Source organism: Fusobacterium sp. FSA-380-WT-3A (assembly GCF_012843705.1).
Lineage (GTDB): Bacteria > Fusobacteriota > Fusobacteriia > Fusobacteriales > Fusobacteriaceae > Fusobacterium_B.
In genome coordinates, this window is record NZ_JABAFQ010000018.1 from 1 (window position 1) to 26,494 (window position 26,494).

At 27.1% G+C, this 26,494-nt stretch carries 22 protein-coding genes and 1 tRNA gene; 15 read left to right on the forward strand and 8 right to left on the reverse strand.

Annotated features, from left to right (window positions below):
* Positions 1-492 precede the first annotated feature (492 nt).
* Positions 493-3,264, forward strand: coding sequence for an autotransporter outer membrane beta-barrel domain-containing protein (locus HF862_RS08855; RefSeq protein WP_170187510.1), 2,772 nt, complete (start codon positions 493-495; stop codon positions 3,262-3,264).
* Positions 3,265-3,450: 186 nt separating this feature from the next.
* Here HF862_RS08855 and HF862_RS08860 read toward each other — a convergent pair whose 3' ends face one another.
* Positions 3,451-4,275 (reverse strand): gamma-glutamyl-gamma-aminobutyrate hydrolase family protein, encoded by an 825-nt coding sequence (locus tag HF862_RS08860; RefSeq protein WP_170187511.1) that lies wholly within the window; start codon positions 4,273-4,275, stop codon positions 3,451-3,453.
* A gap of 259 nt (positions 4,276-4,534) precedes the next feature.
* Here HF862_RS08860 and HF862_RS08865 point away from each other — a divergent pair, with 259 nt between their 5' ends.
* The 8 genes from HF862_RS08865 (at position 4,535) to HF862_RS08900 (ending at position 13,603) form a co-directional block, all read left to right on the forward strand.
* Positions 4,535-5,851, forward strand: a complete 1,317-nt coding sequence (locus HF862_RS08865; RefSeq protein ID WP_170187512.1) for a helix-turn-helix domain-containing protein — start codon at positions 4,535-4,537, stop codon at positions 5,849-5,851.
* Positions 5,852-5,973: 122 nt separating this feature from the next.
* On the forward strand, positions 5,974-7,506 hold the full coding sequence (gene malX, locus HF862_RS08870; protein WP_170187513.1) for a maltose/glucose-specific PTS transporter subunit IIBC: 1,533 nt from the start codon (positions 5,974-5,976) through the stop codon (positions 7,504-7,506).
* A 12-nt stretch (positions 7,507-7,518) separates the two neighbouring features.
* Positions 7,519-8,691: a MalY/PatB family protein gene (locus HF862_RS08875; RefSeq protein WP_170187514.1), complete on the forward strand. Its 1,173-nt coding sequence runs from the start codon at positions 7,519-7,521 to the stop codon at positions 8,689-8,691.
* A 161-nt stretch (positions 8,692-8,852) separates the two neighbouring features.
* The gene (locus tag HF862_RS08880; protein WP_170187515.1) at positions 8,853-10,109 is read left to right on the forward strand and encodes a PD-(D/E)XK nuclease family protein; all 1,257 of its coding nucleotides are present in this window, start codon (positions 8,853-8,855) and stop codon (positions 10,107-10,109) included.
* A gap of 284 nt (positions 10,110-10,393) precedes the next feature.
* Complete coding sequence (locus HF862_RS08885) at positions 10,394-11,116, forward strand: transporter substrate-binding domain-containing protein (protein WP_170187516.1); 723 nt, start codon at positions 10,394-10,396, stop codon at positions 11,114-11,116.
* A 12-nt stretch (positions 11,117-11,128) separates the two neighbouring features.
* A complete protein-coding gene (locus tag HF862_RS08890) occupies positions 11,129-12,571 on the forward strand; it encodes an SLC13 family permease (protein WP_170187517.1) in 1,443 nt (480 codons plus the stop codon).
* Positions 12,572-12,584: 13 nt separating this feature from the next.
* The gene (locus tag HF862_RS08895; RefSeq protein WP_206039072.1) at positions 12,585-12,866 is read left to right on the forward strand and encodes a chorismate mutase; all 282 of its coding nucleotides are present in this window, start codon (positions 12,585-12,587) and stop codon (positions 12,864-12,866) included.
* 95 nt (positions 12,867-12,961) lie between these two features.
* On the forward strand, positions 12,962-13,603 hold the full coding sequence (locus HF862_RS08900; RefSeq protein ID WP_170187518.1) for a GntR family transcriptional regulator: 642 nt from the start codon (positions 12,962-12,964) through the stop codon (positions 13,601-13,603).
* A gap of 131 nt (positions 13,604-13,734) precedes the next feature.
* Here HF862_RS08900 and HF862_RS08905 read toward each other — a convergent pair whose 3' ends face one another.
* The 5 genes from HF862_RS08905 to HF862_RS08925 are packed head-to-tail and all read right to left on the reverse strand — an operon-like array spanning position 13,735 to position 17,997.
* Positions 13,735-15,000 (reverse strand): TRAP transporter large permease, encoded by a 1,266-nt coding sequence (locus HF862_RS08905; RefSeq protein ID WP_170187519.1) that lies wholly within the window; start codon positions 14,998-15,000, stop codon positions 13,735-13,737.
* Positions 14,997-15,470 carry a TRAP transporter small permease gene (locus HF862_RS08910; RefSeq protein ID WP_170187520.1) on the reverse strand — a complete coding sequence of 158 codons (474 nt, stop codon included), beginning with the start codon at positions 15,468-15,470 and terminating at the stop codon, positions 14,997-14,999. The genes HF862_RS08905 and HF862_RS08910 overlap by 4 nt, the downstream gene beginning before the upstream one ends.
* Before the next feature lie 27 nt (positions 15,471-15,497).
* Complete coding sequence (dctP, locus tag HF862_RS08915) at positions 15,498-16,493, reverse strand: TRAP transporter substrate-binding protein DctP (protein WP_170187521.1); 996 nt, start codon at positions 16,491-16,493, stop codon at positions 15,498-15,500.
* Between the two features lie 39 nt (positions 16,494-16,532).
* Complete coding sequence (locus tag HF862_RS08920) at positions 16,533-17,204, reverse strand: DUF2848 family protein (RefSeq protein WP_206039073.1); 672 nt, start codon at positions 17,202-17,204, stop codon at positions 16,533-16,535.
* Between the two features lie 10 nt (positions 17,205-17,214).
* On the reverse strand, positions 17,215-17,997 hold the full coding sequence (locus HF862_RS08925) for a carbon-nitrogen family hydrolase (protein WP_170187523.1): 783 nt from the start codon (positions 17,995-17,997) through the stop codon (positions 17,215-17,217).
* A gap of 266 nt (positions 17,998-18,263) precedes the next feature.
* On the opposite strand from HF862_RS08925, the gene mfd reads away from it, so the two are divergent.
* The 5 genes from mfd to spoVG all read left to right on the forward strand — a co-directional run bounded on the left by mfd (position 18,264) and on the right by spoVG (position 23,560).
* The gene (gene mfd / locus HF862_RS08930; RefSeq protein WP_170187537.1) at positions 18,264-21,224 is read left to right on the forward strand and encodes a transcription-repair coupling factor; all 2,961 of its coding nucleotides are present in this window, start codon (positions 18,264-18,266) and stop codon (positions 21,222-21,224) included.
* A gap of 31 nt (positions 21,225-21,255) precedes the next feature.
* Positions 21,256-22,008, forward strand: coding sequence for a nucleoside triphosphate pyrophosphohydrolase (gene mazG, locus HF862_RS08935; RefSeq protein ID WP_170187524.1), 753 nt, complete (start codon positions 21,256-21,258; stop codon positions 22,006-22,008).
* Between the two features lie 66 nt (positions 22,009-22,074).
* Positions 22,075-22,368, forward strand: a complete 294-nt coding sequence (locus HF862_RS08940) for an RNA-binding S4 domain-containing protein (protein WP_027128623.1) — start codon at positions 22,075-22,077, stop codon at positions 22,366-22,368.
* On the forward strand, positions 22,368-23,222 hold the full coding sequence (gene ispE, locus HF862_RS08945) for a 4-(cytidine 5'-diphospho)-2-C-methyl-D-erythritol kinase (protein WP_170187525.1): 855 nt from the start codon (positions 22,368-22,370) through the stop codon (positions 23,220-23,222). Before HF862_RS08940 ends, ispE begins: the two co-directional genes overlap by 1 nt.
* 32 nt (positions 23,223-23,254) lie before the next feature.
* A complete protein-coding gene (gene spoVG, locus HF862_RS08950; RefSeq protein WP_170187526.1) occupies positions 23,255-23,560 on the forward strand; it encodes a septation regulator SpoVG in 306 nt (101 codons plus the stop codon).
* A 148-nt stretch (positions 23,561-23,708) separates the two neighbouring features.
* On the opposite strand, the gene HF862_RS08955 is transcribed toward spoVG, so the two are convergent.
* Both HF862_RS08955 and HF862_RS08960 read right to left on the reverse strand, forming a co-directional pair.
* Positions 23,709-25,031 (reverse strand): aspartate kinase, encoded by a 1,323-nt coding sequence (locus HF862_RS08955; RefSeq protein WP_170187527.1) that lies wholly within the window; start codon positions 25,029-25,031, stop codon positions 23,709-23,711.
* A gap of 31 nt (positions 25,032-25,062) precedes the next feature.
* Complete coding sequence (locus HF862_RS08960; RefSeq protein ID WP_170187528.1) at positions 25,063-26,214, reverse strand: homoserine dehydrogenase; 1,152 nt, start codon at positions 26,212-26,214, stop codon at positions 25,063-25,065.
* 196 nt (positions 26,215-26,410) lie between these two features.
* On the opposite strand from HF862_RS08960, the gene HF862_RS08965 reads away from it, so the two are divergent.
* Positions 26,411-26,485 (forward strand) — tRNA-Gln (locus HF862_RS08965).
* Positions 26,486-26,494: the final 9 nt, after the last annotated feature.

The following is a 26,494-nucleotide window of genomic DNA, read 5'->3' on the forward strand; positions in this document are numbered from 1 at the left end:
TGTTGTGGTGACTATATTATACAAAAAAGAGAGCTGAGTAAAACATTTTTTTTAAAATGTTACTCAGCTTTTTTTATAATATATAAATAAAAAGTATATTTTTTTATTAAATATAGATTTTAACTTTGGAGTGAATATTGTAAAATTAAAAAAATTTTTAATAAATAATGTAAAAAAAATAAAAGTGTAAAAATTTTATGTTTTTAAAAAATATAAAATTACTTAAAAATAAATAAGTTATTATGTTTTTTATAAATTTATTCATAATAAAATATTAAAAATATACTATTTATTTTTAAATAAAAAACTATAGTTAGATAACAAAAAAATATTGATTTTTATATAAATATATGTTATCCTAAAAACAGAGAAAATTTATCTAGTAAATAAAAAAGTTTTAATAATACGAAATAATAGTCATGAGGGATGTTGGAGATAGTAAAATAAACTTTTATTGATTGGGAATAATTTACTAATAAGGAGGCTACTTAAATGAAACAATACAATGAAGTAGAAAAAAGTTTAAAAAGATATCTTAAAACTAAGGTAAAAATCACAATGGCAACAGTAGTGGGATTTTTAATAGCTGGAACAGTATCAATGGCTAGTGCTGAAGGACCACAAATAAAAGAAACTCAAATAATAAAAGAAAATGGTTCTTTTGAGGTTAAAGAGGGAGAAACATATAAAGCAGTTCGTACTGAAGATAATAAAATAACAGGAAAATATTTTGAAAATATCAATATAGTAAATAATGGAAAAATAAAACTTGATACAACAGGACAAGAGCACAATCAAAATAATGTTCATGGGATTCGTGCTAAAGGGTCAGAAGTAAATATCACTAATAATGGAGATATAACTGTAACAAAAGGAGATTTACAAGCAACTCAATCAAATAAAGCTTTTGGAATAGAAGCCATAACAATAGAAGATAGAAGAGACCCTGATAATTTAAAGAAAGTAGAGTATATTGAAGGAAAAGGTGGAAAAGTTGTTAATAATGGAAATATAACTATAACAACAAAAGCTCCTGAAGCTAAAGATGATGCTTATGGAATCAATATACAAGGTAAAAATTTAAAAGCTGAAAACAATGGAAATATCAAACTTGTAGGAAAAGGACATGGAGTTCATGTTACTTATGGAGAGTTTGTAAATACAGAAAAAGGTACAATAGATATTTCTGAAGCTAAAGATAGTACAGCTATATTTGGGTTAGGAGCTAACTTAAAAAATGAAGGATTAATAAAATTATCTTTAGGAGAAGAGAACTCTACAAATAATAAAGCTATAGAAAATCATGGAGGAGTTGCTGTTAATACAGGAAAAATCCAAATTACAGATAAAAAAGCAGATGAGTTAAAAGATTATAATCTATACAATCTATTTGTTGGAGATGTAAAACATACAGGAATGTTTACTGATTCAGAAGGAAATATGGTAGCTAAAAAAACTGACAATATTTTAAAAGGGGAAAATACAACAGATAGTATCAATCAAGTTGGAAAAGACACAGGTTCTCTAGTATTAGGAAAAGGTGAAAAAGATGCTATAGTAGGAGGAGATAATGCTATTAAATTATCATCTTTAAATATAGCTGGAAAGGTTAATGTAAAAAATTCAAAAGATGGTAAGGAAACTAAAATAGATGATACTACTATCAACTTAGATAAAAATGGAGAATTAACTGTTACAGATAACTCTACTTTATCAATTTCTAATGGAAAAGTAAATGGGGAGAAAAATGCAACTGTAATTTCCATTGGTGATGGAGGATTTACTAATATACATAATGTAGAGGTATTTGGAAATATAGAAGGAAAAGGAAAATTACTAGCAACAGGAACAAATAGAATAGATGGAGTAATAGGAAGTTCTTTAACTATAGGAAAGGCTCAAATTCAAGGGGCTAGAGCTTTAGAAGCAAATGTTGATAGAGATAAAACTACAGTTTCTTCTACTTCAAAATTTGAAAAAGATGTAACTATAAATCAAAGTGGACAATTAGTTCTTGAATTAGGAGATAAAAATTCTAATGCTTTACAAAATTCAAAAGTTAATGTAACAGGAACAGGGGCAAATGATGTGGCTTTAGATACTTCTAATATATCAGGAGCAGAAACAACTATTAACTTAGGAAATGAAAATACATTTAATAATGTTGGAATAACTACTACTGATGGAAAAGATGGAGTTTATAAAGTAGATACTAAATTAAATGGAAAAGGTTCAGCTGATGTTAAAGTTGAATACAACAAAGAATTATATGGAACTAATTCTAAATTAAATAGTGTTAATAATGCTGTAATGAATTCTAATACTTTCTTCTCACAAAATAAAGATGAAAGAAAATCTCAATTATTAGCAGCTACAGAGTCAAGTATCTATTCAGAAACAGTAAAATCTTCTTATGAAAATGTAAAATTATCAGAAGATTCTTTATTAGAAATGTCAAGAGTGGCTAAAACTGGAGAATGGGCAGCTAATGGTAAAGCTTTATATGATAAAAATCAATATGATAAAGTTGGAAAATACTCATCAGAAATTGAATCTTCAGGATTATTAGGTAGTTTAGAATATGGATTAGATGATAATACATCAGTAGGATTTGCTTTCTCTGGAACAAAACAAGATGTAAAAACTAATGGTGGAAACTCTGATGGAGATTTATTCTACTTAGGTACTTATGCTAAGAAAACAGTAGGAAACTATGATTTAACAGCTGGAGTTGGATATCAATTAGGTAAATATGATACAGATAATACAGCAGCTAAAGTTTCTTCAAGTGATTCATATAAAACAAATTCATTATCAGCTTATGGACAAGTGAAATACATAGCTAAATTTGATGGAATATCATTTGAACCAAAAGTAAGATTAGGATATACTTATGTAGACCAAGATAATATACAAGATGCTTATACTAAAGTAAGTGAAGCTAATACTTCTACAGTAGATGCTACAGTTGGATTAGATTTAGTAAAAGAAATATCATTAGATAGAGCTAACTTAAGATTAGTTGCTGGAACAAGCTATACTAAATTATTTGGAGATACAGATAAAGAGTTTGTTGGAAATTTTGGAGCTAATAACATTTCAATTTCTGGAGCTAACTTAACAGAAAATTCTGTAAACTTTACATTAGGAGCTGAAGTAGAAAAAGAATCTGGATTATTCTATAATGCAGGAGCATCTTATACAGTAGGAAGCAATAATACAGATAACTATGGAGCAAACTTAGGAATTGGATATAAATTCTAATAGAGAATACTCCTTAATAATTCATAATAAATATAAAAAACTCGAGGATAATACCTCGGGTTTTTTATTACAAAAATAATTAAAAAAGGGAGTTATACTTTATAAATTTTTATAAAATACAACTTCCCCACTCTCTATTTATTTAGTAGTTTAAGTGTCAGTTTTATTTGAAAATTTTAAATAACATTAATTTCTTTTATCTCTATTTTTTGCTCCATATTCTACAAGAGTTTGGAATATTGGTAAGAATTTATCATCATTTTCGTAAACATGCCATTCAGGATGGAATTGTACAGCAACAACAAAAGTAGCCTCATCTAATTCTACAGCTTCTATCATTCCATCAGAAGAAGTAGCAACTACTTTTAATCCTTTTCCTAATCTTTCAACAGCTTGATGATGCCAAGAGTTAACAGTTAAATCTTCTAGTTGTAACATATTATAAAGTTTAGAATTTTTATCAGTTACTTTACAATCATGAAAAACAAAATCTACTTTTTTAGGGTCTCTATGAGTTAAATCAGAAATATATTCAGTTGGTAAGTCTTGATATAAAGTTCCACCAAGAACTACATTAAGAAGTTGCATTCCACGGCAAGTACCTAAAATAGGATAATCCTCTTTTAAAGCAGTTTTTAATAATAAAATATCAGATACATCTCTATCATCTTTCAAAGTTTCAAGTTTTTTATGAGGTTTTTCTCCATAGTAAACAGGATTTATATCCTCTCCACCAGTTAAAATAACAGCATCAACTGTTTTAAGAGCATTTAAAGCATCTTCTTCAGTTTTTAATTGAGGTAGTAAAACAGGAACACCTCCAGCTTTTTTAACTGATTCCATATAAGCTATAGTATCTTCAGGGATGTCTTTTCCATAATCTCTATCCCAAGAAATACCTACTTTAACAGGTTTTTCTGTAGTTTCTTTAACTTTATAGCCTGTACATCCAGAAAGAATAAGAGTAAATAAAGCAATGATACCAATTATTAAAGTTCTAAATTTTTTCATGAAATCCTCCTAGTAATATTCACTTAAACTAAAAATAAACCCTTAAATAGATTATAATATGTATGTACTAAAAAAGTCAAATAATTTTTAAAATAGTTGTTTGTGTTTAAATATAACTAAAAAATAAAAGTTAAGTTTTAAATATATACAACAAAAATTAAATTATTGAAGATTAATATATTTTATAAATATTTATTTCCTTAGAATCCTTGATAAAAAGATAAAAAAGTGGTTTAATTAGTAATAGGAGGGGGTTACTATGAGCATAAATAGAAAAAATTTAGATATATTGGAGGAGTTATCAGAAAAGAAAAAGTTACCTCTATCATACTTTTCCGAAAAATATCAAGTGAGTGAAAGAAATATTAGATACAGTATAGAAAATCTTAACTTCTACTTATTAAAAGCCTCTCTACATGAGATAATCTTGAAAAAAGGTGAGCTAGAATGGATATGCTCTAAGGATGAGCTTGTAGAGTTTATAAAAAATATTCATATAAGTAACTATATTTTTTCAAAGGAAGAGAGGGAAAATTGTATTTTAATAAGTTATCTTTTTTCAGATAATACCAAAATAGCAAATATAGAAAAATATCTAAAAGTAAGTCGTCCCACTATAAAGAAAGATTTATTATCTTTAAATGAATATTTAAAAGAGTTTGAATTGGAGTTTGTAAGAAAGGAGAATAATATTTCAATAGAGGGAAAAGAAAAGAAATTAAGACATTTAAAGCTTTTGAAACTTTTAGAATATATAGAGATACAAGATGGAAAAATTATTTATCTCCCTAAAACATATATTATAGAAAGGGAAGAGGTTGAGTTTATAAAAAAATATTTAGAAAATATAGATAATTCAAAGTTTTGGGAAATAATATTGGAAATTGAAAGAGAACTTAATGTCAAATTTGATAAAAAATTTAAAAATCTTATGTATTTATATCTGATACCTACAGTTGAGAGAATAAGTAAAAATCATATTATAATGAAGAAAAATAACAGTGAATTTTTGAGAAATCTCAGCGATTATAAGATTATAAGGGGAATTCTTACAAAAATTATTCCAGAAAACTTAGACTATGAGTTTTTACATTTGACAGAATATTTTATAAGTGGTTACTATTCAAGTGATTTTTCAGAGAATATCTCAATAGTAAAAAAATTTATAGATGAATTTTCTAAAACAATCTCTCAATCTCTTAATTTTGATTTTTCAAATTTAGAGGAGTATAAGCAAGAGATATTAAGATATTTATTACCAGCTGTTTATCGTATAAAAAATAATTTCTTTTTAATTAAAAGTCGTGAAAAATATATTGGTGATAAAAAGATTTATGAAAAGGTAAAAGAGGGAGTTTTAAAGTGTAATTACATATTAAAAGAACCTTTTAGAGAAGATGAAATTATTTTTCTTACAAAAACAAGTGAGAAATATATTAAAATAAAAAAATCAGAGAAAATCTCATTAAAAAAATTAATTTCACTAATAAATAACAATAAAAATTCTCTAGAAAGTGAAAAATTTATAGAAACTCTTTTGCTAACCTTTGGAGATAAGATAGAAGACGATAGATGAGAGACATCTAAAAAAGAGCCTTAAAATTAATTTCAAAAATTTTTGAAAAATAATTGATATTAACAAATTATTATATTAAATATATAATAAATGTATTGATATAATATAGGAGGTTCTAAAATATGAGCAAAAAAGTTGGATTTTGGGAATTTTTCCAAGGGCTAGGAAAAACATTTATGTTACCTGTGTCTTTATTAGCAGCATGTGGTATCATGCTTGGGATTGGTAGTTCTTTTGCTAGTTCAGTAACAGCTGAGATTTTACCTTTCTTAAAAATTCCTGTAATAAAATTATTCTTTGAATTTATGTCTACTATTGGTTCTTTTGCTTTTTCAAATTTACCAATGATGTTTGCTATGGCAATTCCATTAGGTCTAGCAAGACAAGATAAAGGAGTGGCTGCCTTTTCTGGATTTGTAGGATTTATAATGGCTAGTATGACAGCAAACTTCTTCTTAAAAGCCACAGGAACTTTGGCTACTCCTGAAAATATGAAAGCAGCTGGACAAGCTATGGTTTATGGAATCCAAAGTGTTGATGTTGGAGTTTTAGGTGGAGTTATAATCGGGGTCATTGTTTATAAAATTCATGATAAATATTGTGAAATAAAATTACCTGATGCTTTAGCTTTCTTTGGTGGTTCTAGATTTGTTCCTATTGCTACAGCTGTAGTAGTTGGAGTTGTTGGAATAGTAATTCCTTTAATTTGGCCTTTCTTTAATGGAATTATCATTAAAATAGGAGAACTTATTGGAAAAGCTGGAGTATTTGGACCATTGGTGTTTGGAGCTGGAGAAGGAATTTTAAGACCATTTGGATTACACCATATTTTAGTTGCTATGATAAGATTTACATCAGCTGGAGGAGAGGCTGTTGTTAATGGTGAAACAGTTTATGGAGCTTTAAGTATATTCTATAAAGAGTTTGCAAATGGAGTATTAGACCCTAATGTAACAAGATTTTTATCACAAGGGAAAATGCCTTCATATTTATTCGGATTACCAGCTGTAGCTTTAGCTATATATCATACAGCTAGACCAGAAAACAGAAAGAAAATAAAAGGACTTTTAGCTTCTGGAGTGGTAGCTTGTATGGTTGGAGGAATTACTGAACCATTAGAATTTATATTCTTATTCTTATCACCTGTTTTATATCTTTTCCATTGTATAATGGTTGGACTTGGGTTTATGACAATGGGAATTTTAAAAGTGGCTATTGGAAACACAGATGGAAATATAATTGACTTTATAGTATTTGGAGTTTTACAAGGATTTAGAACAAAATGGTATCTTGTAATTCCTGTGGGAATTGTTTGGTTTATCATTTACTATGTAGTATTTAAATATGCCATAGTTAAATTTGATTTAAAAACTCCAGGAAGAGAAGTTATTACAGATGAATCTAACGTTAAATTAGGAGGATATGACGCCGAAAGACTTTTAAAAGCTTTAGGTGGAAAAGAAAATATTGTTTCTTTAGATAACTGTATCACAAGATTAAGACTTGTTTTAAATGATACAAGTATCATAAATGAAGAGGAAATTAAAGCAACAGGAGCTATAGCTGTGGTAAAACTAGATGCTAGTAACTTACAAGTTATAATTGGACCTCAAGTACATGTTGTAAAAAATAAATTGGATAAACTTATAAAGTAGTGGTGAAGTAAAATGAATTTTGATACTGTCATTGATAGAAAAGGGACATATTGCACACAATGGGATTTTGTAAAAGATAGATTTGGAAAAGAGGGACTGTTACCTTTTACTATTTCAGATATGGATTTAGAGTCTCCAAAGGAGATAATAGATGCCCTTGTAAAGAGAGTGAATCACGGAGTTTTTGGATATAGTAGATGGAATCATGAGGACTTTAAAAATTCAATAGAGTTTTGGTATAATACAAGATTTAATTTTCAAATAGATAAAGAATGGATATTATATGCTCCAAGTGTAATCTATGCTATTTCAAAATTTATAAAAATGAAATCAAATATTGGGGACGGAGTTCTTATAAATACTCCAGGATATGATGGATTTTTTAAGGTGATAGCTGATAATGATAGAAAGATTGTATCATCTCCACTTGTAAAAAATGGAAACAATTATGAGATTGATTTTGAAGATTTTGAAGAAAAATGTAAAATTTCTAAAATTTTCTTGATGTGTAGTCCTCATAATCCTGTTGGAAAGGTTTGGAGTGTTGAGGAACTAGAGAAAATCATCTCTATTTGTAAAAAATATAATGTCTTTATAATCTCTGATGAAATTCATATGGATATTGTTTATACTGGGAAACATATACCTATACTAAAAGTAGCAGGAGAATATATTGACAATATTGTATTATGTACAGCAGCATCAAAGACTTTTAATATTCCAGCTTTGGGAGGAGCTTATCTTTTATGTACTACGGCTAGTGATAGAGATGAGTATTTGAGAATATTAAAAAATAGAGATGCTTTATCTTCACCGTCTATCCTTGGGGTAATAGGTACAATTACAGCTTACAATCAATGTGGTTATTGGGTAGATGAGCTTTTGAAATATACAAAATCTAATATTGAATTTGTAAAAGATTATTTAGAAAAAAATATTCCAGAGTTAAGTTGTGATATTCCTGATGGGTGTTACTTTGCTTGGATAGATTTTTCAAAATTAAATATATCTAGTGAGGAGTTTCAAAAGGCTTTGATTGATGTAGGAAATGTAGCTATAATGCCTGGATTAACTTATGGGGAAGCTGGAAGATTTTTCTTGAGATTAAATGTGGGGTGTTCTCTTGAAAAAGTAAAAGATGGATTGAGTAGAATGAAAATTGCAGTTGATTCTTTAAAAAGATAGACTATATAGATTAATTAACACAAAATAAATAGAAAAATAAATAGGGAATGAATAAGGTAGATATGGGAGTCTACCTTATTTTTTTATTAAAAAATGTATATAGACAATAATATTTTATAAAATATGTGGTATAATTAAAAAAATAAAGTTATGGTGATTATATGGAAGAATATAAAATATTTTTTGAAAAAGTATCTCTTATAAATGAAAAGTATAAACTTGTAAATTCGCAAAAAGAAGATTTTAATATATTTTCTATTTTAAGAGATGAATGGGACGAAGTAAATTTACACTCTAGATTTATAGGTGAATTATTTAGAAATAAAAATTATGGAAATAAATTTATTGAAATATTTTTAGAAAAAATAGAAGTAGAAATTCAAGATATAGAAAATATTGAAATATTTACAGAATATAGTGTAGCACAAAATGGTAGAATAGATATTTTAATAAAATTTATAGATAAAAATAAAGATAAAAAAGTTTTGATTGTAGAAAATAAAATATATGCTGGTGACCAAGAGGAACAGTTAAAAAGATATTATAATGCCATGAAAAAAGAGGGATATAAAAATGAAGAAATAGAAATTATATATCTAACTTTAAATGGAGATGAGCCAAGTAAAGATAGCACAAAAGGGCTTAGTGATGAAATAAAAAATAAAATAAAAATAATTTCATATAAAAATGAGATTATTGATTGGATAGAAGATTGTATAAAAGAAGTTGCTTTAGTTCCTGTCATTAGAGAAACTTTATTTCAATATGAAAATTTATTAAAGAAATTAACAGGAAAGGGGGAGAAAAATTTGAGAAATGAATTAAAAGAATTAGTTTTATCTAATGAAAAATATGTTGAAGCAGTTTATAGTCTTTCTGATATATTGACAGATATAAAAGAGGAGTTACAACTTAAATTTTGGATAAAATTAGAGGAGAAATTAACAGAAGTTTTAAAAAAATATAATATTACTTTAGATAAAGAATTTAATAAATCAGAATTTGAAAAATATATTAAAAACTATTATGAAAAAACTAGAGATAATAAATATTATGGGTTGATGTATTATATTAAAGATATAGAAGGAATAGGAAAATTATATTTAAAAATAGAAATTGATTGGAATATTTATTATGGGTTTGGAGTTATAATTAAAGATAAGAGTGAAAGTTTTAAAAAAATAGAAATAGATTTGGAAGAAGAATTATATAATCTTAACTTTAAAATAAAGAATACGCAATGGTTAGGTTGGAAACATTTATATAATATAGAAAATATAAATGAAACTATAAATTTTAGAGTATTTGATAGAGAGCTAATATTTCAATTAAATGATGATAAAAGATTAGAAAAAATGATTGACTATATTGTAAAACAAATCACAAAAACTTTAGATGTATTAAAAGATAAGTTTTAAAAAATAGGCTGTTGTAATTTATGGGTTACAATAGCCTTATATTTTTTAAAAGTCTTTATTATTTTAATCTATTTTAAGGAGATTTTGATTTTATTAATAAAAATTATCAAGTCTTTTTCCCTCTTCCCCTCAAAAATTTCCCTATCCTCCTCTTAAACCTTAATAAAATCAATAATTTATCTTTAACAATCGAACAAAAAATAAAAAATAATTGTTATCTATCAATCATTTATATTTCTTGGTATAATCTATCAGAATAAAAGATAATCTAAGGGGTGATACTTATGGAAAAAGATTATTTACAAAAAGATTTAATGAAAGAAATACGAAAAAGAGGTATACTAAGAGTAGGGACAACAGGAGATTACAAACCTTTTACATATATAGAAAACCAAAAATATATTGGATATGATATTGAAATCTCAAGATTATTAGCCAAAGCTCTAAGTGTAGATATAGAGTTTGTAACTACCACTTGGAAAGATATTTCAAAAGATTTAGAAAATCAAAAATATGATATTGCAGTAGGTGGAATTTCTAAAAATCTTGAAAGAGAAAATAAATTTGAAATGACAGACTCCTATATCACTTCTGGAAAATGTTATCTTGTAAGAAAGGGAGATGAAAATAAGTATAAATCCATAAATGATGTAAACAATCCAAATACAATAATAGGTGTAAATATAGGTGGAACTAATGAGGAGTTTGTGGACAAAAATTTCAATCGTGCTAAAATCATAAAATATTTTGATAATTTAGAAGTTCCAAAGGCTGTGGCAAATAGTGATGTAGATGTGATGATAACAGATAATAGTGAGGTAAATTATTATAGAAATCACAATCCAAAATTAGAGGGAAGTCAGACAGATACACCATTCACAAAATGTGAAAAAGCATATATGTTACCAAAGGGACAAAAGAATTTTCTTCTTTTTGTAAATAATCTTCTAAAAGATTTAGATAAACAAGGGGAAATGGAAAAATTAAAGGATAAATATTTAAAATAGAGGGAGAGAAAAATGAGTAAAATAATGAAAAGAAATATCTACATAGCAATAGCTTTACTACTAATTATATTTGTTAGATATATTCCAGCACCTACAGGAATGAATCAATCAGGAATGGCAGTAATAGGAATATTTTTAGGAAGTTTACTTTTATGGCTTACTGTGGCAATAGATTGGCCAAGTATCCTTTGTATATTTTCAATAGGGTTAATCCCAGAAATTGGTTTTAAAAGTATATATTCCTCATCTTATGGTAATGAAACTTTTATTTTCCTAATGACTACATTTTTATGTACTCATGTATTGGCTGAAACTCCATTTTTAAAAAGATGTGCTTTGTATTTTATAACTAGTTCAGTAGCTAAAAAAGGACCTTGGGCATTTATTATATCTTTCTTATCTGCTATAATATGTATAGGTTCTTTTGTATCTCCTACAGTTCTATTCGTTTTATTTTTACCAATTCTTGAAAAAATAAACGAATTATTGGGACTAAAAAAAGGGGATAAAATAGGACAACTTTTGATGATAGGACTTGCTTTTGCTGTGTCTGTATCCTCTGGAATGACTCCAATAGCTCATGTATTTAGTATAATGGCAATGGGATTTTATACAACAGCCACAGGAAATGTTATAAGTTACGCTGATTATATGGCCTTTGCAATACCTGTAGGAATTATTTGTATGACATTATTGGTTTTAGTTTTTAGATTTGTGATGAATCCTGATATGTCTAAAATAAAAAATCTAGATGTATCTTTTATGAAAGATGAATTAAAGCCAATGGATAAAAGAGAAAAAACTGTAATAGGAATATTTATATTAATAGTTTGTTTGTGGGTATTCCCAAGTATCTTAAAAAACTTTATCCCTGTTATTTCAAAAATTGGTAAAATGGGAACAGCTATGCCTCCAATTTTAGGAGTTGTATTGTATTCTATAATCACTTTTGATGAAAAACCTCTTTTAAACTTCCCAGAGGGAATGAGAAAAGGTGTACAATGGTCTAGCCTTGTAATGTGTGCTGGTACTTTAGGGATTGGAGTTGCTATGACAAACTCAAAAATAGGTTTAACAAAATATTTAATCAGTGAGTTAAACCCAATATTACAGGGAATATCTCCAATGTTATTAATATTATTCCTAATAACTTGGGCTTGTATTCAGACAAATTTATCATCAAATATGGTAACTGTAACTGTGGTTACTACTGTGGCAATTCCTCTTATCCAAGCTACTAATGGTACAGTATCTTGTCCAGCTGTGGTATCTATAATAGGAATGATGTCAGCCTATGCTTTCGCCACTCCACCAGCTATGCCTCATATAGCCATGGCCATTGGTTCTGGTTGGGTAGATACAGGTACAGTATTAAAATATGGACTTTTATTTATGGTTATTTCAATAGCCACATCAATGTTGATAGGTTATCCAATAGCATCAGCTTTAATGTAAAAAAGGAGAGATTATGAATAAATTAGAAATTGCAAGAAAAGAAATAAATAGAATTGACGGAGAAATTGCTAGATTATTTCAAGAGAGAATGAAACAAGTAGAAGATGTAATAGCTTACAAAATAGAAAATAATATGCAAATACTAGACTCTGGTAGAGAAAAAGAGGTAATAGAAAAAAATTGTAAACTGCTAACAGAAAAAAAATTAGAAAAATATTATGTAGATTTATTAGAAAATATCATGAGAATCTCAAGAGAATATCAAAAAGAAATATTAGATAAATTAGAGAAGTAATTAAAATACTATATTATAAAATAATTTACTTTTATTGATTTTTCTTGGAAAAAATGATATAATTTGGTGAGAAAAATTTTTAATTAGGGGCAGAAATGTTAAAAATAAAGTCATTTAGTGATGTTGCATATGAAGAAATAAAAAATAGGATTATTAAAGGAATTTATAAACCAGGAGAATCTCTTAATGAAAGAAATATTTCAAGTGATTTTGGTATAAGTAGAACCCCTGTAAGAGAAGCATTACAAAAATTATCACTAGAAGGTTGGATTATAAATGAACCTTATAAAAAAAATCAAGTTAGAGAATTTAATTTAGATTATATAATAGAAGCTCAAAAGGTTAGAAGTGTGTTAGAAGTTCTTGCTTTCAAAGAATCTAGTGAGAAATTTACTAATGATGATTTAGAATGTTTAAAAAATATTACTCAAAAGCAACAAAATGCTTTAGATTATGATGAATTTATAAAAATAGATAGGGAATTTCATGAATATGTTTATGCTAAAACAGAAAATTCTCTTTTAATTTCTTTAATGGAGAATATAAATGATATTATTAGATATTTTGGTTTAATTGCTATTAATTTACCAAATAGAAATAAAGAAACATTAGAAGAACATTTAAATATTTTAAAAGCTTTAGAATTAAAAGATGTAGAAAAGATAACTAAAGCTGTAGAAATTCATATGGAAAATACAACAAATGCTATTATAGAGAGATATAGAACAAAAAAATAGCAATTTAAAACCTCTTATTATTAAAGGAAGAGTTTTTTATACATTAAATTAAATAATAATTTAATAAAAGGATTGATTCTTATATTAACTAGAGTCAATCCTTTTATTATGTAAAATTAATTAATTATTTTTTAAGAAAATAGTTGTGGTAAGAAAAGTGTAATATTAGGAATATATGTTACAATTATTAGAACTAATATTAAAACTAATATCATAGGAATTAAATCTTTAAACTGTTCCTTCAATGATACTTTAGCGATAGAACCAGAAACAAATAGACAAACTCCTAATGGTGGAGTACACATTCCAATAGTTAAGTTTACTGCCATTATAAGTCCAAAGTGAACTAAATCTACTCCATAAGCTTGTACCATTGGTAAGAAAAGAGGAGTAAAGATTACAACAGCACTTGTAGTATCTATAAAAGTTCCAGCTATTAATAGAATTATATTAATAACAAGTAAAAGAGTAATTTTACTACTTATTGAACTTCCTAAAAATTGTCCAACTGTTTGAGGAATATTATTTACAGTTATAACCCAAGTAAATAAAGAAGCAAAAGCGACAACTAATAGTACTTGTCCTGTTGCTTTAGCACTATCAATCATTGTTTCCCATATATCTTTTAAAGTTAATTCACGATAGATTAACATACCAGTAATAATAGAATAAACTACAGCTACTGCTGCTGATTCAGTAGGAGTAAAAATTCCACTCATAATACCACCAATAATTATAAGAGGCATTAAAAGAGATAAACTAGCATTAATTCCAGATTTAATAATATCTGATAATTTAGCTCTTTCACTTCTTCCTATATAATTTCTTTTTTTTCCAATGAAATAACTATAGATTATTAAACTTATTCCCATTAAGATTCCAGGAAAAACTCCACCAATAAAAAGTTTTCCTACACTAACATTAGCCATAGTTCCATAAACAAGAAGGGGAATACTTGGTGGAATAATTGGACCAATAGAACCTCCACAAGCGAGTAATGGAGCGCAAAATTCTTTGTCATATCCTTTTTCAACCATAAGAGGAATTAATATTCTTCCTATAGCAGCTGTAGAAGCTATAGCTGACCCTGTAATAGCAGCAAAAAACATACAAGCTAAAACACTAACCATTGCTAAACCACTAGGAAAATGACCTAATAACATATCTGCAAAATTAACAATTCTTTTAGACATACCACCACGATACATAAGATTTCCAGATAAAATGAAAAGAGGAATGGCTGTTAAAGCTATACTGTCAGCTCCTGTAAACATTCTTTGAATTACAACAATAAGAGGATAACCATCATTAAATATTTGTAACCCAGATACAATTCCTAGAGAAAAAGCTATTGGGAATCCAAGTAAAAAAACAGCAAATAAAATTAATATAATCATTTTTTAGCTCCTCCTTTTATTAAAGTAATAATTTTTCTCAATTCAAAGTAAGCCATTAAAAAAGAGGAAAGGGGTAAAGAAAAATAATATAATGACATTGATATAGGTAAATAAGGAGCTTTTTGATTTATCCCTGTTTTTACAAAAATGCTTCCATAGTAAATTAAAAAAATAAAGAAAAGAAAAACTATGCATTCTATAAAGATTGAAAGAATTTTTTTATTTTTTTCTGAAAATAAATTAATAAAAGCATCAATATTTAAATGTTCATTAGTATGAACACAATAAGCTCCACCAAAGAAGACAAGATAAACAAAACTTAATCTTATAATATCTTGTCCCCAAGCAATAGGATTACTAAAAATAAAACGAGCAACTACTTGTAAAGCAGTAACAACTGATAGTATCAATGTAGCTAATCCCATAATAAATTTTAGTAAATTTTCCATAAAACAATCTATTTTATTCATAAGAAAACTCCTTTATTAATAATAGTATTATTTTAAACTTTCTTTTACAGTAGACACAAATTCAGGATTAACTATTTTTTGAACTTCTGGTAATAAATATATATTTTTTGTAGCTTCAACAAAAGAATTTTTATCAGGAGTTGTTATAATCATACCATTATTTTTTAAACTTTCTAAGTATTGGTCTTCAATTTCAGAAATTTCTTTTCTTTGTCTAGGAATAGCTAATTCAGCGGCTTTTTCTATATTTGCTTTAGTTTGTTCATCAAATTTATTATAAAAATCCTTGTTCATTAAGATACTAACAGCAGCATATGTATGTCCATCTAAAGTTAAATATTTTTGAACTTCATTAAATTTAGAAGTGTAAATAGAAGCCACAGGATTTTCTTGACCATCAACCATTCCTTGTTGAAGAGCTGTATATAATTCATTAAAAGATACAGGAACTGCAGAAGCACTTAAACTTTTTATTAAAGCAAACCAAATAGGAGCTTCTTGAACTCTAATTGATAAACCTTTCATATCTTTAGCAGATTTAATTTCTCTTAAATTATTTGTAAAATGTCTGAATCCTAATTCTCCAGCTCCTAAATATTTAAATCCAGCTTCATCAAACTTAGGTGATAGATAATCATAAATAAATCCATCTAGAGCTTGATATGCTTGTTCCTTAGTTGTGAAAAGATAAGGAATAGACATTATTTGAGTATCAGGAACCCAAGCAGGAACAGCGCCATCCATTGTAACAACAGTCATTTGAATAGTTCCTAGTTTAACTCCCTCAACAGCTTCTCTTTCTCCTCCTAAAATACCATTTGGATATATTTCTATTTCAAATTTATCAGGTTGTAATTTATTTAATTCTTCTTTAAAAAGATTTGCCATAATAGTAGATTGATGTTGCTCATTTCCAACAACTGCAATTTTAATTTTTTCTTTTGAAGTTTCATTTTTTCCACCACAACTTATAAAAAATACTCCAATTATAGTTAAAAATATAAATTTAAAAAACTTTTTCATTATTTTTCCTCCTTTAAAATTTTTTTGAATAAAATTTCATTATCTTGCTTCATCAGGTACTACATTTATATTGTAATCAAAAGCAATTTTTCTTCCTAATATTTCATCATTTAATTCAAGAGAGAAATTTTTTCCATATTTATATCCATTAACTAATGGAACAGTGCCAGAATAGATTACACAATTATCTACATGACCCAAACTTTTATTTAGTTCACTTAAGATTTCTTCAACAGAAATTATATCTGCTAAAGTTCCTATTTGATAATCTTCAAAATCTGATTTAGCACTTAATTTTATTTTAGGGAAATGATTTTTTATTTCTTCATAATCCCAAATATCAATACTTATAGGTTTTAAACAAATTTGTTTTGCTTTTGGGACACTAATAGCTTCTAATTCTCTATCGCTATGGTCACTTCCAAGTCCTATATAGATTTTTGAATCTTTCATAATAATTACAAATTCACATTCTCCTGAAGTTTTTTCTCCAATAAAATATAAATCTTTATCTTGAGTTAAAATTTCTTTTGAAACTTCAAAAATTGTAGGTATTTTTTTAGGAGGAGCAACATTTAATTCTTCTTCTAATTCTTTAATATGAGCATATATTTTCTCTTTATTACTTCCAGAATACCCTACAACATATACATGTTCTGGTATTAATTCGAATCCTTCATTTCCATTTTTAGTCACTAAATTAAATTTCATTTTTTCCTCCTTAAAATTTATATAATTTTGGTTTTCTATCTCTAAATACATTTATACTTTCTCTAATATTTCTTATTATAGAAAGGTCAATATTTCCTGTTTTAATTCCTTCTTTAGAATCAGGAGTTATAACATATTCTCCCCAAGGGTCTATAATACTACTGTGTCCACCAAATTTCATAGTAGGAGTGACACCAACACTATTTATACAAACTACAAACATTTGATTTTCAATAGCCCTTGCTCTATTTAGAATATCCCAATGGGTAACTCTTTTATCTGGCCAAGCAGCTGGAAGAAAGAAGATTTCAATTCCTTCTAAAGCATTTTTTCTTATCCATTCAACAAATCTTACATCATAGCAGATACATAATCCACATTTAATTCCATCTAATTCAAAAATACAAAGTTTATTTCCTGCTTTAAAAATATTATCTTCACCTGAAGGAGAAAATAAATGTACTTTATTATAAGAAGCTATTTCTTTACCTTTTCTATCAAAGATAAAAGCTGTATTAAAAAGTTCATTATTTTCTAAATTAGCAATAGACCCACCAACAATATTAACATTTAATTTTTTAGAAAGAGAAGATAGTAAAGACTTAGTTCGACTTCCATTTTTGTCAGCAAGTTCTATAACATTTGCTGGAAAAAAAGATGTATTCCACATTTCAGGGAGAACAATTACATCAGGATTTTCTTTACTTGCATTTATTATTTCATTTTCAATAATTTTAAAATTTTCATCAACATCTCCTAAAATTAGATTAGGTTGAATAAGTGATATTTTCATTTTTCACGCTCCTTTTGGTATACCTAATACATAATACCTTATACTTTTTTATTTGTCAATAGAAATTTGGAAAAATGTAGATATTTTAATTTTATTGTTTTATAAATGGAATTAAAATTATAAACTTGTATAAAAATAAAATATTTTTTGATGTGTGAATAAATAAAGATGATATTTTTTTATATTAAGTAAATTAAAAATAATATGGTATAATATATTAAAATAAACAATGAGGAGAGGCTAAAGTGAAATTTGAAAATTTACAAATAGATGACATATATAGAGGCTCACTTCCCTTTTTCCTAAGCAAAAAAAAAGGGGGAATAATATTTTTAGCCTCATCAAATAAAAATATAGAAGATTATTACTACACACTAAAAGATATATATAATTATCCTATTCTTACAATAGATGATTTTTATGACGACTTTGATATTTACAACAAAAACTATAATCTTTTAGAAATCTTAAAAAATGAAAAAAACTATATTATTCTAATCTCTCTACAAGGAATATTGGGAGAATATACAGATAGAGGGGAAGCTCTATCTTTTTCTTGTGGAGATAGTTTAAGCTTAAAAGATATAGAAGAAAAACTAATTGAAAGTGGATATACCAAAAATTATATTATAGAAAATAAAATGGAATACTCTATAAGAGGGGACATTTTGGATATATACCCATTAAATATGGAAAACCCCATAAGAATTGAGTTATTTGGAGATGAAATTGATAGAATAACAGAATTTGATTCTTATACCCAAAGAAGTATTGGAGAAAAAGATAAAATATTATTGTATATAAACAAAAATAAAAACAAAAATTTTTCTTTTTTCCAATTAGTAGATAAATTTTCTACTACTTTTAATTTTAGATTTATAGAAAATACAGAGATTCTTAGATATAAACTAGAAGAGTATATTTTAAAAGATAGAGATAGAGAGGAAAAATATAGAGAGATTTTTAATACTGCCTTAGAGGAATTTAAACCTATTGAAACTAAAAGATTTGATTTTGACAAAATTAAAAAGTATGAAGATTTAGAGGTTATAAAAAAGGAGAGTAAAAAACAAAAAATCTTAATTCTTTCAGAAGAGAAAAAAAGATATGATGAGATTTTCCAAGGTTGTAAAAATATTGAAATAGAAAAATATCCTCACTATGAGGGGTTTAAGTATAATGATATATTAGTCCTTACAGATAGAGAGATAAAAGGGATAAAAGTAAAGAAAGAAACAACTAACAAAAGAGGAATAAGATATAGTGATGTCAATCAAATTAGAGAAAATGATTATATTATCCATGAAACCTTTGGAGTGGGAATATATTTAGGAATAGAAACCATTGATGGAAAAGACTATTTAAAAATTCAGTATGCTGGAGAAGACAAGCTTTATGTCCCTACTGAAAACCTAAACAGAATAGAGAAATATATCTATGATATGGGAAATACTCCAGAGATTTATAATTTAGGTAGAAGAGGATTCAAAAGAAAAAGAGAAAAATTAGAAGAGGAGATGAAAAAATTTGCTGAGGAGCTTATAAAAATACAAGCTCGTAGACAGGGAAATTATGGATATGCCTTTTCTAAAGATACAGTATGGCAAGAGGAATTTGAAGAGGGATTCCCATATACAGAAACTAAAGACCAATTAGAAGCTATAAAAATGGTAAAAGAGGATATGGAGTCCCCTAGAGTTATGGATAGAATTATCTGTGGTGATGTGGGATATGGTAAGACAGAGGTAGCTATGAGAGCTACTTTTAAGGCTGTGGCTGATGATAAACAGGTATTAATTTTAACACCTACCACAGTTTTGGCAGACCAACATTATGAAAGATTTAAAGAGAGATTTCAAAATTATCCAATAAATATAGCTCTTTTAAGTAGAATAAAAACACCTAAAGAGCAAGAGGAGATTTTAAAGAAAATCTATACAGGTGGAGTTGATATTGTAATAGGTACTCACAGACTTTTATCAGATGATGTAAAATTTAACGATTTAGGTTTGGTAATAGTTGATGAGGAACAAAAATTTGGAGTAAAAGCTAAAGAAAAATTAAAGACTATGAAAGAAAATGTAGATTTATTAACCCTTACAGCTACACCAATTCCAAGAACTTTAAACCTAGCTCTTTTAGGAATTAGAGATATATCTATTATAAAGACACCACCTACAAACAGACTTCCAATAGAAAATATTATTATAGATAGTGATGATAAGAGTATAAAAGAAGCTATAATGAAAGAAATTGGAAGAGAGGGGCAAGTATTCTATATTTATAACTCTGTTTATTCAATGGAATACAAAGAGAAAAAATTGAAAGAGTTACTTCCTCCATATATAAAAATAAAATATATTCATGGTAGAATGTCACCTCAAAGTATAAAAGAGATATTACATGAATTTGAAAATGGTGATGTAGACGTATTACTAACTACTACAATAATAGAAAATGGAATTGATATAGAAAATGCTAATACTATTATTATAGAGGGAATTGAAAAATTGGGACTTTCTCAAATTTATCAACTTAGAGGTAGAGTAGGAAGAGGAAAGAGAAAGGCTTATTGCTATATAGTAAATGATATAGATAGAAAATATAATAAGAAAACTAAACTTAGAAAAGAAAGTATAGAGAATTTAAAAGGTTTAGGTGGTGGATTTAATCTATCTTTAGAGGATATGAATATTCGTGGTGCTGGAGAGATTTTAGGAGAAAAGCAACATGGAGCTTTGGAAACTTTTGGATATAATTTGTATCTAAAACTTTTACAAGAGGAAATGGAAAAACAAAGGGGAGAATACAAAGACAAGGGAGATATTACAATAGACTTCTTAGAAAATGGATATATCCCAGCTACTTATATAGAGGAGTTTGAAAAAATCAATATTTATAAAAGGGCTATGGACTTAAAAACAGTTCCAGAGATAGAGGAGCTATTTAGAGAGGTAGAAGATAGATTTGGAAAAGCTCCAAAAGAGGTTGCCACACTTTTTGAAAATCTAAAGATAAAAATAAAGGCCTCTGATATTGGTGTAAAATCCATTAGTGAAATAGAAAAAAATAAATATGCAATGACCTTTATCCCTGAAAGAGTTGATTTTGATAGAATCCTTACAATGATTACTACAGGGAAATGTAAATTAAAAACAAAAAATTCTATTCTTTACGAAAAAACTATAGATGAATTTTTTAATGAATACCAAGAAATAGAGATATAAAAGAACTTATTAAAATAAAAGAGGTGTAAAATTGAAAGAGTTTTATAAATTGGTAGAAACTTTAAATATTTTAAGAGGGGACAATGGTTGTCCTTGGGATAGAGAGCAAACAAGGGAAAGTTTAAAAGCTCCATTTTTAGAAGAGGTTTATGAAGCCTTAGATGTTATGGATAAAGGTGGAGAGGAGCTGTGTGGAGAGTTAGGAGATGTACTTCTACATATTATTTTTCAAGGAAAGATAGCAGAGGAAAAGGGAGAGTTTACTATTGAGGATATTTGTCAAAAAATAAATGAAAAATTAATTAGAAGACATCCTCATATATTTGGAAATATAGATGTTAGTAGTGTATCTGATGTAGAAAAAAATTGGGAAGAGATAAAGAAAACAGAGAAAGAGCATCAAAATAGAAAATCTATATTAGATGGAATCCCAAAAGGATTACCAGCTCTTTTAAAAGCTCAAAAAATTCAAAAGAAAGTTAAAAAATATGGTTTTGATTGGGATAATATAGATGATGTATATGCCAAAGTTCAAGAGGAGATAAAAGAGGTAGAAGAAGCAGTAAAAGAAAATAACTATGAACATATTGAAGAGGAAATAGGAGATTTACTTTTTGCTATAACAAACTATGCTAGACATTTGGGAGTAGATTCTTCTGAAGCTCTTAGAAAGACAAATGAGAAATTTGAAAAGAGATTTAGATATATAGAAGAAAACTGTGATATAGAAAATTCAACTCTTGAAGAGATGGATAAATTCTGGAATGAAGCTAAAAAAAGATAAAAAATACATAAAAAGGGTTGACATATGTAAAAAATAAGGTATAACTTAAATATAGGAGTGTTTACAATGAGATTAGATAAGTTTTTGAAAGTTAGTAGAATTATAAAAAGAAGACCTATTGCAAAGGTAGTTGTTGATGGTGGGAAAGCTAAAATCAACGGAAAAGTTGCAAAACCTAGTACAGAGGTAAAAGTGGGAGATATTTTAGAGATAGAATATTATGACAAATATTTTAAATTTGAAATATTAGAAGTTCCTACAGGAAATGTATCAAAAGATAAAAGTAATGATTTAGTAAGTGTCTTAGAAAGTTCAGGATTAAAAATAGATTTAAGTAGTGAAGAGGAGATACTAGAGTAATGGTAATAGAAAGTAATGCAAAGATAAATATAGGACTTAATATTATAGAGAGATTGCCAAATGGTTATCATAATTTAGATATGACAATGATTCCTATATCTCTTGCAGATAAACTTACTATAGATTTTAAAAATAAAAAAGGGAAGTTAAAAATCACATCTAATATTGAAAGTATCCCTACTGATGAATCTAATATCCTTTACAAAGTCTATAAAAGATTTTATGAGAGATTACAAGTTGAGTCAGAGGAAGTGTCAATCTATTTAGAAAAACATATTCCTCATGAAGCTGGACTTGGTGGGGGAAGCTCAAATGGAGGTTTTTTTCTTCGTGAGTTAAATAAGTTTCATAATCTACCTTTTACAGATGAAGAACTTATGGATATTGGAAAAAAAGTGGGAGCTGATATACCGTTTTTTATCAAAAATAAGCCTTGTAGAGTACAAGGAATAGGGGAGAAACTTATTGAGATAGAAAATAATTTAGACTGTGATATTATACTTATAAAACCAAAATTTGGAGTTTCTACAAAGGAAGCCTATGAGATGTATGGTAAATTAACCAATAAAAAATTTGCTAATATAGATAAAATTGTAGAAGCTTTAAAAGAAAATAATTTAAAAGAAGTCATAACTTACAACGAAAATATGCTAGAACAAGGACTTTTAATAAGCAACAGAGAAATTCAAAATTTCAGAGAAAAGAGTTACAATATGGGGGAAGTAAATCTTTTTATGTCAGGGAGTGGAAGTTGTTATTATATCCTTTGTGAAAAAGAAGTAACCTCTAAATGTATTGATATTCTACTAAAGACTTTTAAGGATTGCTATATAACAAGATGCAATTTTTTATAAGTTATATAATACATAATAAGGACGGTGCTAAAATGAAAATTACAGATGTAAGACTAAGAACAGTTAAAGGGGAAGATGATGCAAAATTAAAAGCTTATGCTGATGTAACATTTGAGGGATGTTTTGTTGTTCATGGACTAAAAATTATTGATGGACAAAAGGGAATGTTTGTAGCCATGCCTTCAAGAAAAATGCCAGATGGAGAATATAAAGACATAGCTCATCCAATTACATTAGACCTAAGAAAAGCAATAACTGAAACAGTTATAGCTAAATATAATGAGGTTTTAAAATCTGAAGGAGAGGCTGAAGTAGAGGCAGCTCCAGTTGAAGAATAAAAAATATTTTATGAAGATAAGTTTTTTATTTTATGAGGATAAAGAAGTTGTTGTAATTTTTACAATAACTTCTTTTTTATTTAAAAGAAAAAGACTATCACAATTTTTGTAATAGTCTCTCCCTTGCGTATCTATTTTAACAGGATTATTAAGCAATAAATTTATTGTAAATAGTTTCAATAGTCTTTTTAAAGTTCTTGTTGTCAACTCCAATAATGATATTTATTTCATCTGGACTTTGAGAAATAGTTTTGATGTTTATTCCCATATCTCCTACTGCTCCAAATATTTTTCCAGAGATTCCAGGAGTTTTTGCCATATTTCTACCTACAATAGATATAAAACTTATTCCATCATTAAATTTGATATTTTCAATATTACAATAATTTTTAATATCTGTTACTAGTTCAAAAGCTTTTCCATTTAGAGATTTAGTAGAAACAACCACAGAGAAAGTATCTACTCCTGTAGGAATTTGCTCAATATTTAAATCATATTTTTCAAAAATATCTAAAACTCTTTTTATTGCACCAATTTCATTAGAAATTCCATCTTTATAGAAAGATATTGAAGTAAAATCCTTTCTACCAGCAATCCCTGTAATGATATTTTTCTTATTTTCTTCCAATAACTCACTTCCCTCATTTACAATAAGAGTTCCATTATTTTCTGGACAATTTGTATTTCTTATATTTATTGGAATATTAGCAATTTTTACAGGATAAACAGCATCAGTATGCAATACATCAGCTCCCATATATGATAATTCTCTTAATTCATTATAAGTTAATATTTCAATTTGTTTTGGATTTTTAATAATATTAGGGTCAGCCATAAGAATACCTGATACATCAGTCCAGTTTTCATAAAGTTCAGCTCCTACACAGTTAGCCATAATAGAACCTGTAATATCAGAACCACCCCTTGAAAATAATTTTATATCTCCATTAGGTAGAGAACCATAAAAACCAGGGATAACAGCTTTAGGGCATTTTTCAATAGCTGTAACTATAGCCTCTTTTGTTTTTTTCATATTTACTTTACCATCATATTGAAAATGGATAATATCTTTGGCATCAATAAAGGAATATCCCAAATAATCAGCCATAAGTTTAGCTGTTAGGTACTCCCCTCTACTTACTAAAAAGTCTTCTGGAATATTTGATTTCATCAATTTTTTTATTTCGTCAAACTCTTTATCTAAGTCAACGGATAAGTTTAAACTATTTTTTATCTCTCTATATCTACTTTCAATAGTTGCCATTATCCAATCATAATTTACTTTATATTTTATATGAGCGTGACAAAGATATAATAAATCTGTGATTTTATTGTCATCTTTAAATCTTTTCCCACCAGCAGACACTACAACTATATGTCTTTTTTCGTCACTTGAAATAATATCTTTTACCTTTTTAAATTGATTGCTATCTGCTACCGATGAACCACCAAATTTAGCTACTTTTATCATAAAAATCCACCTCAAATTTTATTTCATTTTTTTAATTAAATCTTGCAAAAAAAGCATCTTGTACATTATATTTTTTAAACAAATCATTTATTGTATTAACAGGAATCTCCTTTGTAATATAAATATTATTTCCAACTTTTTTATCAATTATTTTATTTATTTCCTCATTGAAATATTTTTCATCAACTCTTAAATAATATTTATTGCAAATTAGAGAGTAGTCAATAACATAACTTTTATTACAATATTTCATAGGGTCTTTATTTTTGTTTATAATATTTATTAAGTCTTGTACTACTGCATTACCTGTAGGAAGTTTTCCAGCTCCTTGTCCATAGAATTTTAATTCTCCCACTGATTCTCCAACGATTGTTCCAATATTAAAGTTTTCAGGAATATTTCCCTCAAGAGCAGAAGAATCAAATAAAACAGGCTCAATAACACCAACTATCCTATTATCTTTAGATACAGTTTTTGCAATAAGTTTTACAGTTAAACTGATAGAATTGAAATAATCTACATCAGATTTTTTTATATTTCTTATTCCAAAAACAGGTATATCATCTTCAGAAAATATATGATTAAAAGCTAATTTTGAACTTATAATCAATTTTCTTAAAATATCAATACCATCAATATCATCAGTTGGGTCTTTTTCAGCATAACCTAGCTCTTGAGCCTTTTTTAATATCTCATCAAATTCATATCCAAATTTATTCATATTGTATAGAATAAAATTAGTAGTTCCATTAAAAATTCCACTTATAGAGGAGATTTCGTCAATGGCCTTAACTTTTTTTATTGATTCTATCCAATGAACTCCCCCACCTACACTGGCTTCATACAAAAATTTTACCTTATTTTTTTCAGCTAACTCTGTAAAATATTTAAGATGTTTAGCAACTACTGCTTTATTAGAAGTAACTACATTTTTTCCACTTTTAAGAGCTGCTTCTATATATTCAAAAGCAGGATTTATTCCCCCCATAACTTCCACAATAGTATCTATATTTGAATCTGTTAAGATATTATAAAATTCTCTTGTCATTATAGGAGAGGTTATTTGTCTATTGGCTTTTATAAGGATTTTTTCAACAGTAATATCATATTTGAAATTATCCTTTTGTAAAATTTCATAAACACCACTACCAACAGTTCCAAAACCAAGTAAAGCAATTTTCATTTTTCCACCTCTCAAATTATTCCGTATTCTAAAGACAAATGTTTTCAATTTAGAGAAAGCATAACAAAATTTTTTAAAAAAGTAAAGAGATTTTATAAAAAAAATTGAAAAAAATCTTGATTTTCAATATAAAAGTAAAAAAAATAAAAAATTGTTTGACAAATACAAAAACCTATGGTAGAATTATCCATGTTGTTGGGATGTCGCCAAGCGGTAAGGCAACGGACTTTGACTCCGTTATGCGTTGGTTCGAATCCAGCCATCCCAGCCATTTTATAGG